Annotated in this window: 12 protein-coding genes and 2 rRNA genes; 6 read left to right on the top strand and 8 right to left on the bottom strand. The window is 40.8% G+C overall.

What is annotated here, in order from left to right; genetic code table 11:
• The first annotated feature begins 32 nt into the window (after positions 1-32).
• A complete protein-coding gene (locus LXL81_RS26255; RefSeq protein WP_234650552.1) occupies positions 33-1,361 on the top strand; it encodes a MutS-related protein in 1,329 nt (442 codons plus the stop codon).
• A 55-nt stretch (positions 1,362-1,416) separates the two neighbouring features.
• On the opposite strand, the gene serS is transcribed toward LXL81_RS26255, so the two are convergent.
• From serS to glyA, 5 genes are all read right to left on the bottom strand, one after another.
• Positions 1,417-2,709, bottom strand: coding sequence for a serine--tRNA ligase (serS, locus tag LXL81_RS26250; protein ID WP_234650549.1), 1,293 nt, complete (start codon positions 2,707-2,709; stop codon positions 1,417-1,419).
• An 81-nt stretch (positions 2,710-2,790) separates the two neighbouring features.
• Positions 2,791-4,149, bottom strand: coding sequence for an aspartate kinase (locus LXL81_RS26245; protein WP_234650547.1), 1,359 nt, complete (start codon positions 4,147-4,149; stop codon positions 2,791-2,793).
• A gap of 181 nt (positions 4,150-4,330) precedes the next feature.
• The gene (gene ribH / locus LXL81_RS26240; RefSeq protein WP_234650546.1) at positions 4,331-4,828 is read right to left on the bottom strand and encodes a 6,7-dimethyl-8-ribityllumazine synthase; all 498 of its coding nucleotides are present in this window, start codon (positions 4,826-4,828) and stop codon (positions 4,331-4,333) included.
• A 105-nt stretch (positions 4,829-4,933) separates the two neighbouring features.
• Entirely contained in the window at positions 4,934-5,635 is a 702-nt protein-coding gene (locus LXL81_RS26235; protein WP_234650544.1) for a tetratricopeptide repeat protein, read from the bottom strand.
• A 256-nt stretch (positions 5,636-5,891) separates the two neighbouring features.
• Positions 5,892-7,196, bottom strand: a complete 1,305-nt coding sequence (gene glyA, locus LXL81_RS26230) for a serine hydroxymethyltransferase (RefSeq protein ID WP_234650542.1) — start codon at positions 7,194-7,196, stop codon at positions 5,892-5,894.
• A gap of 379 nt (positions 7,197-7,575) precedes the next feature.
• Between glyA and nagB the strand changes: the two genes are divergently transcribed.
• Entirely contained in the window at positions 7,576-9,513 is a 1,938-nt protein-coding gene (gene nagB, locus LXL81_RS26225; protein WP_234650830.1) for a glucosamine-6-phosphate deaminase, read from the top strand.
• A gap of 161 nt (positions 9,514-9,674) precedes the next feature.
• Here nagB and LXL81_RS26220 read toward each other — a convergent pair whose 3' ends face one another.
• A complete protein-coding gene (locus tag LXL81_RS26220; protein ID WP_200837061.1) occupies positions 9,675-9,839 on the bottom strand; it encodes a hypothetical protein in 165 nt (54 codons plus the stop codon).
• Positions 9,840-10,085: 246 nt separating this feature from the next.
• Here LXL81_RS26220 and mutL point away from each other — a divergent pair, with 246 nt between their 5' ends.
• The 4 genes from mutL to dxs all read left to right on the top strand — a co-directional run bounded on the left by mutL (position 10,086) and on the right by dxs (position 15,770).
• Positions 10,086-11,975, top strand: coding sequence for a DNA mismatch repair endonuclease MutL (gene mutL, locus LXL81_RS26215; protein ID WP_234650540.1), 1,890 nt, complete (start codon positions 10,086-10,088; stop codon positions 11,973-11,975).
• 58 nt (positions 11,976-12,033) lie between these two features.
• Complete coding sequence (locus LXL81_RS26210) at positions 12,034-12,819, top strand: rhomboid family intramembrane serine protease (protein ID WP_234650538.1); 786 nt, start codon at positions 12,034-12,036, stop codon at positions 12,817-12,819.
• A gap of 9 nt (positions 12,820-12,828) precedes the next feature.
• Entirely contained in the window at positions 12,829-13,746 is a 918-nt protein-coding gene (locus tag LXL81_RS26205) for a rhomboid family intramembrane serine protease (protein ID WP_234650536.1), read from the top strand.
• A gap of 89 nt (positions 13,747-13,835) precedes the next feature.
• Positions 13,836-15,770 carry a 1-deoxy-D-xylulose-5-phosphate synthase gene (gene dxs / locus LXL81_RS26200; RefSeq protein ID WP_234650535.1) on the top strand — a complete coding sequence of 645 codons (1,935 nt, stop codon included), beginning with the start codon at positions 13,836-13,838 and terminating at the stop codon, positions 15,768-15,770.
• A gap of 753 nt (positions 15,771-16,523) precedes the next feature.
• Here the strand turns inward: dxs and rrf are convergent.
• Positions 16,524-16,635 (bottom strand): 5S ribosomal RNA (rrf, locus tag LXL81_RS26195).
• A 208-nt stretch (positions 16,636-16,843) separates the two neighbouring features.
• Positions 16,844-16,969, bottom strand: a 23S ribosomal RNA gene (locus LXL81_RS26190); the annotation flags it as partial.

Here is a 16,969-nt window from a genome sequence, read left to right as displayed (position 1 = left end):
CATACTTTTGGTGACAGCCAAAATCCTCAGGTATGCACGCTATCGACAATCATACGCTTGATGAATTGCAAATTCAAGCCCGCAATAGTAAAGATGGAAGTATTCTCCATTTTTTTGATCAGACTAAAACACAGGGCGGACAAGATATCCTGAAAAAACTGATTGCCGAACCGAAAGCCTCCCTGCCAGAAATTCTATCTTTTCAACTGCTTCTGAAATCGATATCCCAAAATATCGAATCATGGAAACTGAATGTGTCGAGAGCTTACATAGCAGCCGCCGAAAGTTATTACGCCTCCAATATCTCGTATACGATGTCCCAGGATGTTTTTAAACACTGGGTTGATACATTTCTTTATTCACGCCGGCATCCAGCTGAATTTTATCTTGTGCAAAGCGGATTAACGGCAACTTTAATGTTGATTCGTGGTATGAGGGATCTTCTTTCTCGTTTTGAAAAAGAAACAATTCCGGAAGATGCAAAGGATGATTTCGACTTTCTGAGAAAGTTTTTATTTTCGGACAGCATCCATTCTTTTTTAAAAGTTAAGGACGACAAGCTTTCTCTTAGCTCCGTATTTTATCGGGACTATTATTTCAGGATTACACATAAGGAATCATTTCGGCGGCTTCTGGATACCTGTTATACCTTCGATGCCTATGTTTCCATTGTGCTGACACAAAAAAAGTACAATCTCAATTTCCCTGAATTTTATAATAACGGCATTGCTTTCGAAGTAGAAAAAATCTGGCATCCGCTGATAAAAAATGCTACTCCGAACAATTTCGTAGTTGATCCTAACACACCGCTTTGTCTGTTAACCGGTGCTAATACGAGTGGAAAAACAACCTTTCTGAAAACCTGTGGTGTGGCCGTCTATCTGGCACATCTGGGCTGGCCTGTTCCGGCTGAAAAGATGAAAATCTCATACTTCGATCAGCTTTTTACCTCAATCCATCTATCTGATAATCTGGAATTAGGGTACAGCCATTTTTACAATGAGATCATGCGGATCAAACAGATCTCCGAAGCATTGAGTCAGGGCAAAAAATGTTTTGTCATCATCGACGAACTCTTTCGTGGTACCAATCAGGAAGATGCTTTTCATTGTTCCAAAACAGTTGTTGATGGATTTTCCAATCATATAAATTCCATCTTTCTGGTATCAACGCACCTTTACGAATTGCTTGAAAATTATAAGAGTTCCGGCTCCATTTCCTTCCGTTGTTTCAAAACAAAAATCATTGGCCCGGATTTTGAAAATACGTTTCAGATTGAAGAAGGCATTGCGTCAGAGAAAATCGGTCAGTTGATCTTGAAGAAGGTTGGGATTCCGGAGCTTCTGAGAAAAAAATATTAATAAAAAAGCCCTCACAAATGTGAAGGCTCGTAATACATAAATCTAAAATGATCCCTTACTCAATCGTATCAAATCCACAGTAGGGCACCAAAACAGCCGGTACACGGATCGTTCCGTCTGCTTGCTGGTTATTTTCCAACAAAGCTGCCAGAATGCGTGGCAATGCCAAAGCAGAGCCATTAAGCGTATGCAGCAATTGCGTTTTCTTGTCAGCTGTTTTGTAACGTAGTTTCAAGCGGTTTGCCTGGTATGTTTCAAAATTAGAAACAGAGCTGCATTCAAGCCATCTTTCCTGTCCTGCAGACCAAACTTCAAAGTCGAAAGTCAACGCAGAAGTGAAACCCATATCACCACCACAAAGGCGTAAAATGCGGAAAGGCAATTCCAGTTTTTCCAGCAAACCCTTTACGTGGTCTGACATATCTGCCAACGCCTGATAAGAATCTTCCGGTTTGCAGATCTGTACAATTTCGATTTTATCAAACTGATGCAAACGATTCAAACCGCGAACGTGAGCTCCCCAACTTCCCGCTTCACGGCGGAAACAAGGTGTATAAGCTACATTTTTAACAGGTAATTCATTTTCTGCCACAATCACGTCACGGTACAAATTCGTCACCGGAACTTCTGCTGTCGGGATTAGATAAAGATCGTCCTGCGCATCATGATACATCTGGCCTTCTTTATCGGGCAATTGTCCAGTACCAAAACCTGAATCTGCATTGATAAGAATAGGAACCTGTACTTCGTTGTAACCAGCTTTTCCCGCTTCATCCAAAAAGAAAGCAATCATGGCACGTTGCAAACGAGCCGCTTTTCCTTTGTATACCGGGAAGCCGGCAGCAGTAATTTTATTACCAAGTTCGAAATCAATGATCGGAGCCAGTTTTCCACCAAGCTTTTTGATCAGGTCCCAATGCGCCTGAGCACCTTCCGGAAGTACCGGTTTGTCACCTGCTTCCAGTTCATTGACATTATCCTCAGCCGTACGCCCTTCCGGAACACTTTCGTGCGGAAGATTTGGAAGTTTTACCAGCTCAGCCAACAACTCTTCTTCCGTTGCCTTATGCTGCTCTTCCAATAATTTTGATCTTTCTTTCAAAGCAGCTGTTTCACCCTTTGTAATTTCAGCTTCGGCTTTTTTGCCCTCTTTCATCAGACCACCAATTTCCTTTGCTTTTGCATTGGATTGCGTCAATACAGCATCAAGCTCCTGCTGTGTTTCACGACGCAAACGGTCAAGTTCTATAATCCGGTCAACAGCCGCTTCCGGATCTTTGTAATGTTTTTTCGTCAATCCGGCGATTGTCAGTTCTCTGTTTTCGCGGATAAAAGTGGTTTGTAACATGTTTGGCTATTAGCTTTTAGCGATTGGCTATTAGCTAAATGCTAACAGCTAATCGCCGGATAAATGATCAGGTGTGAAATATCACGGTGCCGTGAAAATATCTTTCATCGCATCTTCATAATAAAAAAGACGTTCGTTTAGCACATTAAGTGCTTCAGCTTTGTATTTCGAATGAATCAAAAGCGAAAGATTATGCTCCGAAGCACCATACGAAATCATTCGTATAGGAATATTTTTCATCGCTTCAAGCACTTTTAAAGCGATTCCTTCTTTATCTGCACTGAAATTTCCTACGATACAAATGATGTTCTGATCGCTGTCGTTTTCTTCCAGATCTGCAAATTCACGCAGTTCAGCGGTGATTGCTTCCAGATTTTCAGAATTGTCAATCGTTACCGAAACAGAAACTTCCGAAGTGGTGATCATATCAACCGGCGTTTTGTATTTTTCAAAAATCTCAAAAACGCGTCTCAGGAAGCCGTAAGCATTCAGCATACGGGTCGAATGAATGTATATCGCTGTAATATTATCTTTCGCAGCGATCGCTTTTATTTCTCTGTCAGAAGACTGCGTGGCGATAAGTGTTCCCGGAGCTTCCGGTTGCATTGTATTTTTCAAACGAACTGGTACACCACGAAGTTTCGCAGGCGTGATCGTGCTTGGATGAAGAATTTTTGCTCCAAAATAAGCCAGTTCAGCAGCTTCTTCAAACGTAAGTTCACGAATAGGGAAAGTTCGTTTCACGATACGAGGATCGTTGTTATGCATTCCGTCAATATCTGTCCAGATCTGGATTTCCTCAGCACGAATGGCACCACCAATCAAAGATGCAGTATAGTCAGAACCGCCGCGTTTCAGGTTATCAACCTCCTCACGTGGGTTTCTGCAAATAAATCCCTGGGTAACGATCGTTTGTTTGTCCGGATGCTGTGCTAAAATCGCAGTAAGTTTTTCTTCAATTTTGTCAAGTTCCGGCTCGTTATCTGCGTCAATGCGCATAAATTCCAAAGCGGGAAGTAACACAGAATTATCCCCTACCTCTTCCAGATATCCCTGGAAAAGCTGAGTACTTAATAATTCTCCTTCTGCTACAATCTCCTTTTCCTGTTTGGAAGCAAAAGGTTTGATACCAACCAGCGAACGGATAAATCCAAATTCATTATCAATAATTTCCTGTCCCTTGGCAAGACCTGCTTCGGTAGCATATAGCTCCTTGATAAAAGCATCGTAATGCGACTTCAAATCATCGATCTGCTTTGAAGCTGACGCATCGTCATTTACCTTGGCAGCTTCCCCTATCGCAATCAGCGCATTGGTTGAACCCGACAAAGCGGATAATACTACAATTTTCCGACTTGGATCCGTCAAAAGAAGTTCACGGATTGAGTGCATACGTTCAGGTTTCCCAACCGAAGTGCCGCCAAATTTCCAGACTTGCATAATTATTAAATATTGAAATTTTTGATTTACTAAATTTTTTGAAGCGTCAAGGATTGTCATTTATAGTCAGGAAGTTGTCAGGGGTTGCATTTGCCATAACGAATCCTGACTATTTCCTTACTACAATTGACCGCGCGGCGGCCGCAATAAATGACCACTTCCTGACTATACCTGACCAATACTACTTACCGGCAACCTGATCCTTCAGCCCCACCATCTTGATCGCCGTCATCGCAGCTTCGTCGCCTTTGTTTCCAAAAGCTCCACCCGCTCTGTCGATCGCTTGTTCCATGTTATTTGGCGTTAAGACACCGAAAATTACAGGTTTGTTATTTTGGATGCTGATGTTTGTGATGCCTTGCGCAACGGCGTGATTGATATAATCGTTGTGTTTCGTTTCTCCCTGGATTACAACGCCTAAGGCGATCACTGCGTCAATATCTTCACGCTGTGCAAACCAGTGAGCACCCAGGGTAAGCTCAAAACTGCCCGGAACATTTCCTCTTTCGATATTGGATTCCGAAGCACCATAAGTGATTAAAGTCTGATAGGCTCCTTCAAAAAGTTTTTCAGTGACCTCGCTGTTCCATTCTGCAACCACGATCGCGAATTTTTTATTACTGATATCAGGAAGTCCTGTCGTATTGAAAACACTTAGATTTTTATCTGCACTGGACATATAAGTACTTGTTAATGTTCGATTATGAGTTAAAATATTTTGTATAAAAAAAGGATAAAACCAGTGTCGGCTTTATCCTTTTTTGGAACAATAATGTATTACCATTTATTTGCCGACTTGTCCCTCTAACAATCCCATGTATTTCTTCGCATTCACAACTTCCGATGAAAGTGGGAATTCTTCAATAACACGTTTATAAGAAGCAACAGCATCAGCAGCCTGATTTGCTTTTTCCTGAGCAAGTGCAAGCTTCATCAAATATACTGGTGTAAAAAATTCGTTTTTCTCATAATCAGACGCTTTTTTATAATATGAAATCGCCTCAGCTGGCTGATTTTTTTCAAGATAAGCATCACCGATCAATGACTGAGCACGGGCATTAACCAATAGGTCAGAAGAACTGAAAGATTCAAGATGACTGATGGCGTCATCATATTTTCCTTGTTTAAGCAAAGCAACACCGGCATAAAAATTAGCCAGGTTTGCAGCGTCCGTTCCTTTGTAATTATCAGCGATAGACAATAGTCCTTCATTTCCTCCGCTTCCGTTCAATGCTTTTGACAAAGAATCAGCTTCGAAATCATAAACAACAGATGAAAGTGCTTGTTGCGCATTTCCTTCCTGTCCATCTATATAAAAACGATATCCTGCAAACGCTACAACGGCCACAAGGATCGCCCCGCCAATACCAATAAGTACCTTACGATTTTTAAGGAAAAAAACCTCAGCCTTATTGATTTGTCCGGCTAGTGCCTCCGGCTTTTCAATAATTTCAAACCCGGACTCGTCCGTATTTTTCTTGCTCATGTCAATTAATTCGTATTTTGGAGTGCAAAGTTATGAAAACTTATTTAAGTCAAAACACTTCTCGCACAATTCTTTACACATCATTTAAATTGCTCTTACTTATTGTATTAACTTTTAGTTTGAAATTTTATTATTTAACCACAATTTTTCTTCAAAAAATAAGTTAAAAAATCTATTTCAAACAAAAAGAAAACTGCGTAACGAATACATTTTCAGTACCGTTACGCAGTTTAAATCTCTGCCAGAAATTGAAATCCTAGCTATATAATGGATACTGAGCCATCCAGTTATTGATCTCCTGTTTCACAGCTGCAATTTTTGCATCCTGATCATGGTTAATCAAAACAGTATCAATCAAATCAACGATACGTTCCATATCTGTTTCAAGCAGACCGCGGGAAGTCATCGCAGCAGTTCCCAAACGCATACCCGAAGTAACCATCGGAGATTTGTCATCGAAGGGAACCATGTTTTTGTTGATCGTGATGTCAGCCTTGATCAAAGTATTTTCAGCAAGTTTACCGGTAAGACCAGATGCAACGCCGTTTTTAGTACGCAAATCGATCAGCATCAAGTGATTGTCAGTACCACCGGAAATGATCTGATACCCTTTTTCTACAAATGCTTTTGCCATGGCCTGTGCATTTTTAGCAACCTGCACAGCGTAGTTGTAATATCCTTCGCTGAGCGCTTCACCAAAAGCAACCGCTTTGGCAGCAATAATATGTTCTAACGGTCCGCCTTGTGTTCCTGGGAAAACACCAGAATCAAGCAAAGATGACATCGTACGAAGTTGTCCTTTTTGTGTTGTAATACCAAAAGGGTTTTCAAAATCGTCACGCATCATGATCACACCACCGCGAGGGCCGCGTAATGTTTTATGTGTTGTTGTGGTAACAATATGGCAATGTCCCATCGGGTCATTCAACAAACCTTTTGCAATAAGTGCAGCCGGGTGAGAAATATCAGCCAGAAGAATAGCACCGATCTGGTCAGCGATATTACGAAGTCTTTCATAATCCCAGTCACGGCTATATGCAGACGCACCGCAGATCAACAATTTCGGACGTTCTTTCAAAGCAGTTTCCTCCACTTTGTCCCAGTTAATAAGACCCGTTTCCGCTTCAACTCCGTAAAACACCGGTTGGAAATATTTACCTGAAATGTTTACAGGAGATCCGTGAGAAAGGTGGCCACCATGCGCAAGGTTGAAACCCATGATTTTATCACCGGGATTCAAACAAGCCACAAAAACGGCCATATTTGCCTGAGCACCCGAGTGAGGCTGAACGTTTGCCCATGTTGCGCCGAATAGTTCTTTCAAACGGTCAATCGCAATTTGTTCCACTTCATCGACTACTTCACAGCCTCCGTAGTAACGTTTTCCCGGAAGTCCTTCTGCATACTTATTGGTTAGTACACTTCCTGACGCTTCCATCACTTGCTTGGATGTAAAATTTTCGGAAGCAATCAGCTCTATACCTGATTCCTGACGGTGTTTTTCCTTATTAATAAGGTCAAAAATTTGGGTATCACGTACGACGCTTGTGAGTGTAGACATGGTATTTCTCTTGAAATGATGTGATGTTTTCTTAACAGGCAACAAAAATACAATAGATTATTCGGTTATGAAATTTTCACACACACTTTATGTTGAATTCCTGCTTTCCAACGTGCGTGTACGAGCACTTCAATACGTTAACTATAAGTTATTTTTTAAATTTTTTTAATAATATTCACTTTGTGTTGTAATTTTGTAGACGAAATTTATATCATTACCTTTTGTTGTAATTAAACTCAGCAATAATGCCGTGGTATTAATTTACTGTCTGTCAGTACTATCTCAAATCAACTGTTCTTTTTTATTACTAAGCTCTTGATTAAAATCTCATTTTATTAAAAACATGGACCAACAATCTCTCAATCCGGAAACAATTTTAATGCAGGCGGCGGACAACGCACTCTCAGGCGGAAGTGTAGGACAACCTATTACATACGAAAAAATACCAACCCAGATTTTTGCTGATTCAAAGGATGCTTCTAATGCCGTAGCACAGGAAATTGCGGACCTTATACGTCAAAAGCAAAAAGAAGGTAAAAATTGTGTACTTGGCCTTGCTACGGGATCTTCTCCAAAAACCGTTTATGCCCGACTGGTTAAAATGCACAAGGAAGAAGGCCTGAGCTTTAAAAATGTTATTTCATTCAATCTGGATGAATATTATCAAATGGAGCCGGATTCTATTCATAGCTATCACCGGTTTATGAAAGAACAATTGTTCGATCATGTTGATATACCAAAAGAAAACTATTTCCTGCCAGACGGAACAATTCCGGCAGCTATGGTGCGTGACTATTGCAATTCTTACGAAAATAAAATAAATGCAGTTGGCGGACTTGATTTCCAGCTTTTAGGGATTGGTGGAAACGGCCATGTCGGTTTCAACGAACCAGGTTCATTAATCAATGCGCGCACAAGGCTGATCACACTGGATCATTCTACACGTGCTGCGGCTGCAATGGAATTTGGCGGGTTGCATAAAGTACCTCGTAAAGCAATCACATTAGGTGTTGCGCCGATTTTGAGTGCTCGCCGTATTGTTCTGCTTGCCTGGGGTGAGCGTAAAGCTTCGGTGATCAGAGGCGCAGTGGAAGGACCGGTTACGGAACGTAATCCTGCATCTTATCTTCAGGCGCATCCGGATGTTGCTTTTATTTTAGATGAAAGTGCCGCTTCTGAACTGACACGCGTAAAAACGCCATGGGCTGTTGATTCGGTTGTTTGGGATAATAAAATGATCAAAAAGGCGGTGACACATTTGTCGCAAAGCCTTAAAAAGCCAATTCTGAAACTTACAGATAAGGATTATAATGACAACGGTATGAGCGATTTGCTTGCACAATATGGTGCATGCTATGAAATCAATATCAATGTTTTCAATCAATTACAACATACCATTACAGGATGGCCTGGTGGAAAAGCGAATGCTGACGACACAAACCGTCCGGAACGTGCACAGCCTGCCAAAAAACGCGTACTGATTTTCAGTCCGCATCCGGATGATGATATTATCTCGATGGGTGGTACTTTCCAGCGTCTGGTTGATCAGGGACATGAAGTGCATGTGGCTTACCAAACTTCGGGAAATATTGCCGTAGCCGATGATGAAGCACTTCGTTTCATAGATTTCGTAGTTGATTTCAATAAAGAATTTGGCATCGACAGTCCGGAAGCAACGAAAATATTTACGGATGCGAAAGAATTTTTAAGACATACGAAGGACAGCGAAATTGATACTTTGGAAATTCGTCATGTAAAAGGAGCTTTACGCCGTGGAGAAGCAAAAGCAACTTGTCGTTTTGTTGGCATACCAACTTCTAACGCGCATTTCCTGAATATGCCTTTCTACGAAACAGGTACAGTTCAGAAAAACCCGATCGGGGAAGAAGATATTAAAATCATTGAAAATCTGATTGAAGAAATCAAACCTCATCAGATTTATGCAGCTGGTGACTTTGCCGATCCACACGGAACGCATAAAGTATGCTGGGACGCGATCGAAGCTGCACTTGGCCGTTCGAAACACAAGAACTTTATGAAAGATTGCTGGGTTTGGTTATACCGCGGCGCCTGGGCTGAGTGGGATATTTACGAAATTGAAATGGCAGTGCCAATGAGTCCGGATCAGGTTTTCAAAAAACGTCAGGGAATTTTCAAGCATCAATCTCAAAAAGATGGTGTGGTATTCCAGGGTGAAGATGCACGTGAATTCTGGCAGCGTGCGGAAGAGCGTAATCAGGGAACCGCTAAATTGTATAACAATTTAGGTCTTGCAGAATACGAAGCAATGGAAGCTTTCGTTCGCTGGAAGTTTTAATGGATAAAGTGTAAAAAAGGAAAGAGCTGCAAATTTGATTTGCAGCTCTTTCCTTTTTTGTTAGTAGTTATATCTTACTCCGTGTGTATCCTGAATAGTTGTGCGAATGGATTTCATAACTGGAAATAACAGAATGAAAATTTAATAAGGATTGCAGGGCTTCATAGCTCCATGTCAATCCACATGCGTTGAGCCATTTTCTCAACCATGCTCAAAACACCCTGGACTGCTCCGAAAATAATGCAAAGAGGCAATATCACAGGTAAAAAAATCAGCCACTGTAAGGCCATTCCAAAATTGAACTTTTTAAAAATGGGTGCTTTCATAAAGATCGGGTTAGTTACACTGGACTAAAATTCGATTCACAAATTAACTATAATTTACTAATTATCAACGCTAACACTAAATTAAAGGTTTCTATAAAATTCAAAATTCGAATAAATAATGTAATTTTTTCGATGCCGGTTACTAACAAAGCAATTTCCGGTTAGCAGCTACTTGTCAAAATAACCCATCGTGTAGAAAAAAATTTGTTTATTTGTTATAGTAAAGCAAACCTACATCATTAAAATATGACGTCTTCCGACATCATTCAATTATTACCCGATTCCATAGCCAATCAGATCGCTGCCGGAGAAGTTGTCCAGCGCCCTGCATCGGTTGTGAAAGAACTTCTTGAAAATGCCATAGACGCCAAAGCTGGTAATATTCAGGTTATTTTACGTGAAGCAGGCCGTACACTTATTCAGATTATTGATGACGGATCTGGCATGTCCGAAACAGACGCAAGGATGTCTTTTGAACGCCACGCCACTTCCAAAATCCGTCAGTCAGAAGATTTATTCAGGATCCGTACCATGGGATTCCGTGGTGAGGCACTTGCCTCAATTGCTGCGATTGCACAAGTGGAAATGCGCACCCGCCAGGCAGAAAATGAATTAGGTACCTTGATAAAAATTGAAGGCTCAGAAATAAAAACACAGGAATCCGTTGCCTGCCTGCCGGGAACGAATCTTTGTGTGAAAAATCTTTTTTATAATGTTCCGGCAAGGCGCAATTTTCTTAAATCAAATTCAGTAGAAATGCGTCATATTCTGGATGAATTTCAAAGAATAGCACTCGCGCACCCGGAGGTTGGTTTTAGTTTACATCATAATGATACCGAAGTTTTTAATCTGATTCCCGGAAAACTGGTCCGCCGTATCATTGATATATATGGCCGGAATTATAGGGAACAACTGGCTTTCTGCCAGGAAGATACATCTTACATCAGCGTAAGAGGATATATAGGAAAACCGGAATTCGCCCGGAAAACCAGAGGTGAGCAATTCTTTTTTGTAAACGACAGGTATATCAAACATAATTATCTGCACCATGCGGTAACGAGTGCATTTGATGGAACCATTCCGGAAGGAAGTCATCCGTTTTATGTTTTGTTTATTGAAATAGATCCCGCTCATATCGACATAAACATTCACCCGACAAAAACGGAGATAAAATTTGACGATGAGCGTTCGGTTTATGCCATTATCATGGCGGCTGTTAAAAAAGCAGTTGGGGTATATAACCTTTCTCAATCAATTGATTTTGAGGATAATATAAACTTCTTAAATCCGTCAAAGTCAGATCAGAATCATGACAGCATTCCGCGTACGGTAATGCCGGATTGGGCTGCGCAATCGAGACATGCGGAAAATGGTCCATCGAAAACGAACCTTACCAATTGGAATAAATTATTTGAAGGACTGCAAAATACCGATGACAGAAGCCGGGAACTTGCTGCTTTTGAAATGAATTCTACCACGGTTTCACGGCCAACTTCCTATCAGGAACAGCCAATGACCATTGCCAGTAAGGTTAACCGGATGGCTTCGGAAGTGATTTCTGCGCCTGAGAGTGATGCGATGTTATTTCAATTGCACAACCGGTATATTCTTTCGCAGGTAAAAGACGGTATTATGCTGATAGATCAAAAAGCGGCTTATGAACGCATTTTGTACGAGCGATATCGCAAAATGCTTACGAACAGAAATGGTGCCTGTCAGCAGTTGTTGTTTCCAAAAACGATCCGTCTGACACATTCGGATATGCAGCTGGTGAATGAGACAAAAAAGGAAATCCGGAGTCTGGGTTTTGAGTTTGATGAATTTGGTGCTAATGAATTAATTATTCGTGGAATCCCGGCTGATTTGCCCGAAGAAAGCGAGCAGGATCTTTTTGAAGAGCTGGTTGAACAATTGAAGCAAAGTTATTCTGATCTGAAATTGAACAAACCCGAAAGTTTATCACGTGCTTTGGCGCGCAGGTTTTCGGTACGATATGCCGTCAAACTTTCGTTTCTTGAAATTCATACTTTGATAGATCAGCTTTTTGCCTCGACCGATCCTAACAGAACGCCTAGCGGTGAAGCGATTATCGTTTTATTGACGATGGATAAGTTAAGCAGTATCTTTAAGGGATAAGGAAACGAAAATATTTCTTAAAGAGTTATAGATTACAAACTTTTGATTTTGAATTAGAATGTTACAAATAACGCCAACGGTTAGAAATTTACTGATCCTGAATGTTCTGTTTTTTATTGTTGACGCATACATTTTACCAATCAGCAACAGATTTGCTTTAATGCCGATCCTGTCGCCTGCTTTTATGCCTTACCAATTTGTTTCCTATATGTTTCTACATGGCGGATTCGGGCATTTATTCAGTAACATGTTCGGTTTATTTATGTTTGGACCTTTACTGGAAAGAATGTGGGGACCAAAAAAATTCCTGTTTTTTTACTTTTTTACAGGGATTGGTGCAGGATTGCTTTTCTCAGGAATCGGATATTATGAAAATGCACAACTGCTTAAATCTGTTGAAGTCTATGTTCAATATCCAACGCCGGACGGGCTTGTTGACTTTATGAGTCACCATGCAAAAGGATTTTATCAGGCCAACCTGGATTTTTTTAATGCTTTTGAAGAAAATCCTACCAATCCTTCGTATATTCAAAATAGTATTGTTGCTGTAAAAAGCGTTTACCAGGCAAGCATTAGCACGCCAATGGTTGGGGCGTCAGGGGCAATTTTTGGGATTTTAATGGCGTTTGGAATGTTGTTTCCAAACACGGAGCTTTTCATGCTCTTCATTCCGTTTCCGATCAAAGCAAAATACTTTGTTGCGTGTTACGGATTATATGAACTATACTCAGGGATACAAAATGCGCAATCGGATAATGTCGCGCATTTTGCACACGTTGGAGGAATGCTATTTGCATATATATTGTTGCGTTACTGGGGCACACAAAGAGAAAATTTTTATTGAAAGAAGAAGATGAGCAATATTGTTGACGACATTAAGAGAGAATTCGAGAAATCGGAGAATTCGCTCGTAAAAATTATTTTAATTAATACGGCCGTTTTTCTGGTATTGTTATTGGTAAAAATCATTTTTACACTTAGTCAGTCATCCAATATTTACAGCTGGATTATTGATATGCTTGAGCTTCCTGCATTCCCTCAGGAATTTATCCGGAAGCCATGGACGCTGATAACTTATTTCTTCACACACGAAGATATTTTCCATATTTTATTCAATATGTTGTTCTTCTACTGGTTTGGTAAACTGATAGATGAATATCTTGGCGCTAAACGTGTTGTTGCCCTGTATTTTTTAGGAGGGATTGCAGGAGGTTTGGTTTATATGCTGATTTACAATTTGTTGCCATTTTTCCAGGCACAGGTTGAAAGCTCAACCATGCTCGGTGCTTCTGCAGCGGCATTTTCCGTAGCGGTAGGAGCTTCTACGCTTCTTCCCAATTATACTTTCAACCTGATTTTCTTAGGGCCGATCCGAATCAAATTCATTGCACTTTTCTATATTATTTTATCGCTTGCACAAACCGTAGGGCCAAATGCAGGAGGTAACCTGGCCCATTTAGGTGGGGCTCTGGTTGGGTACATTTTTATCAAACTGTTGCAAAACGGTACCGACCTGGGTAAACCAGTCTACGCTATCATGAACGGGTGGACCGGACTTTTCCGCAGACGCCCTTCGATGCAGGTTACGTATCGTGAAAAACAGGTATACAGAAGCACTAGTGTCTATTCGTCTTCGACAACTTCTTCGACAATAGAAATGCCTGACCAACACGAAATTGATTCGATTTTGGACAAAATTTCCAAGTCAGGATACGAGAGTCTGACCAAAGAAGAGAAGCAAAAATTGTTCAAGGCGAGTCAGCAAAAATAAAAAGCAGTAGTGAACATCTATTTGCTTAATTTTGCGTATCTTTTTATGTTAAGGCTGATTGCCTAATCTGATTTTCAATAGCTTTCTATATGCTTATTACACCAGGAAAACTACTTGCTAAGATTGATTCTCCCGAGGATTTAAGAAAGCTGGACCGAACTCAACTTCCACAGGTTTGTAATGAGTTACGTCAATTTATTATTGACAATGTTTCTGTTTACGGAGGTCATTTTGGTGCAAGCCTGGGTGTTGTAGAATTATCGGTAGCACTTCATTACGTTTTTAATACACCTGACGACCAGCTTGTCTGGGATGTAGGGCATCAGGCTTATGGCCATAAAATACTTACCGGTCGCCGTGACAACTTTCATTCTAACCGTACTTATGGCGGACTTTCGGGTTTTCCAAAACGCAAGGAAAGCATTTATGACGCATTTGGAGTAGGTCATTCATCTACTTCTATTTCTTCGGCATTGGGCATGGCCGTTGCATCCGCCTTACAAAATCATCATGACCGTCAGCATATTGCTATCATTGGTGACGGGGCTATGACAGCTGGTATGGCTTTCGAAGGAATGAATCATGCAGGCGCGACAGATTCCAATCTGCTGATTATCCTGAATGATAACTGCATGGCCATTGACCCAAATGTTGGTGCATTGAAAGAATATCTTACAGATATTACCACTTCTCATACCTACAATAAACTTAGAGACGAAGTCTGGAATATGCTTGGTAAAATGAGCAATTTTGGAAAGAGCGCACAAGAAGTTGTTTCAAAAGTGGAAACAATGATGAAAACTGCGATTCTTCGTCAAAGTAATCTTTTTGAATCGTTAGGCCTTCGTTATTTTGGCCCGATTGATGGAAATGATATCGGACATTTGACAGAAGTTCTGAATGATTTAAAAAGTATTCCGGGTCCAAAAATTTTGCATTGTTTGACGGTTAAAGGAAAAGGTTACGGACCTGCCGAGAAGGATCAAACCAAATGGCATGCACCTGGTATATTTGATAAGATTACCGGAGAAATAAAGAAAAAAATTTACGATACGCCACAAGCTCCAAAGTACCAGGACGTCTTTGGAAATACCTTGGTAGAACTGGCTGAGAAAAATGAAAAAATTGTTGGTGTAACGCCGGCAATGCCTTCGGGATCTTCTCTGAATATTATGATGAAAGCAATGCCTGACAGAGCTTTCGACGTAGGAATTGCGGAACAACATGCGGTAACATTTTCTGCCGGTATGGCAACACGAGGTGAAGTGGTATATTGCAATATTTACTCAACATTCATGCAGCGTTCCTACGACCAGGTTGTACATGATGTTTGTATGCAGGAACTTCCTGTAATATTCTGCCTTGACAGAGCCGGTTTAGTTGGTGCTGACGGTCCGACGCACCATGGGGCTTATGATATTGCATTTATGCGGTGTATACCAAATATGATCGTTTCTTCACCCATGAATGAGGAGGAGTTACGTAATTTAATGTATACGGCGCAACTTGACGTTATACAAAAGGGTCGTCAGGCATTTACCATACGATATCCACGTGGAAATGGCGTAATGCCGCAGTGGCAGACTCCATTTGAAGAAATAAAAATCGGTAAAGGCCGCAAAATTAAAGAGGGTAATGATATTGCTTTACTAACATTAGGGCCTGTTGGTAATTATGCTGTCGATGCCTGTGAAACGCTGGTTAAGGAAGGAATTAGTGCAGCGCATTACGACATGCGTTTTGTCAAACCTCTTGATGAAGGGATGCTTCATGAGATTTTCAGCAAGTTTGACAGGATTATCACAATAGAGGATGGTTGCCTTCAAGGTGGCTTTGGAAGTGCTGTGCTTGAATTTATGGTCGATCACGGATATAATTCGCATGTAAAACGACTTGGTATTCCTGATGCATTGGTTGAACACGGCGAGCCGGATGAATTACACCGTGAGTGTGGTTTTGATAAGGAAGGGATTCTCGCAGCCATACGCTCTTTAATGCATACTGGTGCGGCAGTTAGTTTTTAATTATAGCATTATAAGATTTTGTAACCCTCTAAAATAGCTTAATGCTGTTTTAGAGATTTTTGCTTTATATACAATAACGTTTTGCAACTGAACATGTTCTCCACTAGACAACAGTTATGAGATAATTCGACATCTATATTGCCTGTACTTCTGTTTAGATCATATCAATCTGGTTCTATCTATTTTATTGGTCATTGAAATCGTGTTTAAACCGTTTAATACAGTACCACCCGACAAATCGTCCTTGTCAATAATTCAAATATACTGCTGTTTGTTCAAACCAAGATAAACGTTATATATAATACGCCTTACATACATGTAAAGATTTGTATAGAGCCCATAATAACAGGCTTTATCGATGATATTTAGGCTAGGAGAGGATAACGGCTAGCGTTTAAGACAATAAAATAACAATCCAGTAACTTTTTGGGGCGGCAAATGGAAAATTGAAGCGTTATTTATCTGTCCGAAGTGTTGTTTGAGCACGCAGCTTTAAATAAGAAATGTTTTATTTATCTTAATCGCGACTAAAAAAATTCATTCCCTTTGAAGCTGAAATTAGTTATAAATGGTATAGACAGGCCGGGTGCACCCGGCTTAGGCAACCCGTGCACTAGGCGTACCCTTTAACTTCTCTGACCGGAGCGCATAGCCGGTCGGAGTCGATACCAACTGGGACTGCGCGTCCCGGAAGCGGTAGCCACAACCAAAAAAATCCCATCTCTTGTGAAGATGGGATTGATTGTAATGGTATTGTGGCGACTACCTACTTTACCAGGTTTGACCCAAGTATCATCGGCGGTTCTGGGCTTAACTTCTCTGTTCGGGATGGGAAGAGGTGAACACCAGGCCAATAGTCACCAACAAGATTTTCTGTTGGATTTGTGATTAAGGGAAGAAGTGAAGCCAACGTGGCTCCGAACCATTCCAATAGTCACCAACAAGATCTTTGTGAGTGTACAATGATTGAATGAGAGAATGTTGGAATGATAGAATATTCAATCATTCACTTATTCAAAATTCCTTCATTGAATTTCATGTCATATTGGAAGCAAAAGAGAATGAGTTAAAAGTTGTGCAAGCTGTTGGGTAATTAGTACTGCTCAGCTGAATGTATTTCTACACGTACACCTGCAGCCTATCAACGTCGTAGTCTACAACGACCCTTGTGTGGAAGATTCATCTTCGGGCTAGTTTCG

It is taken from the genome of Dyadobacter sp. CY356 (assembly GCF_021440195.1).
Lineage (GTDB): Bacteria > Bacteroidota > Bacteroidia > Cytophagales > Spirosomataceae > Dyadobacter.
This window is presented reverse-complemented; position numbering and strand designations above follow the sequence as displayed.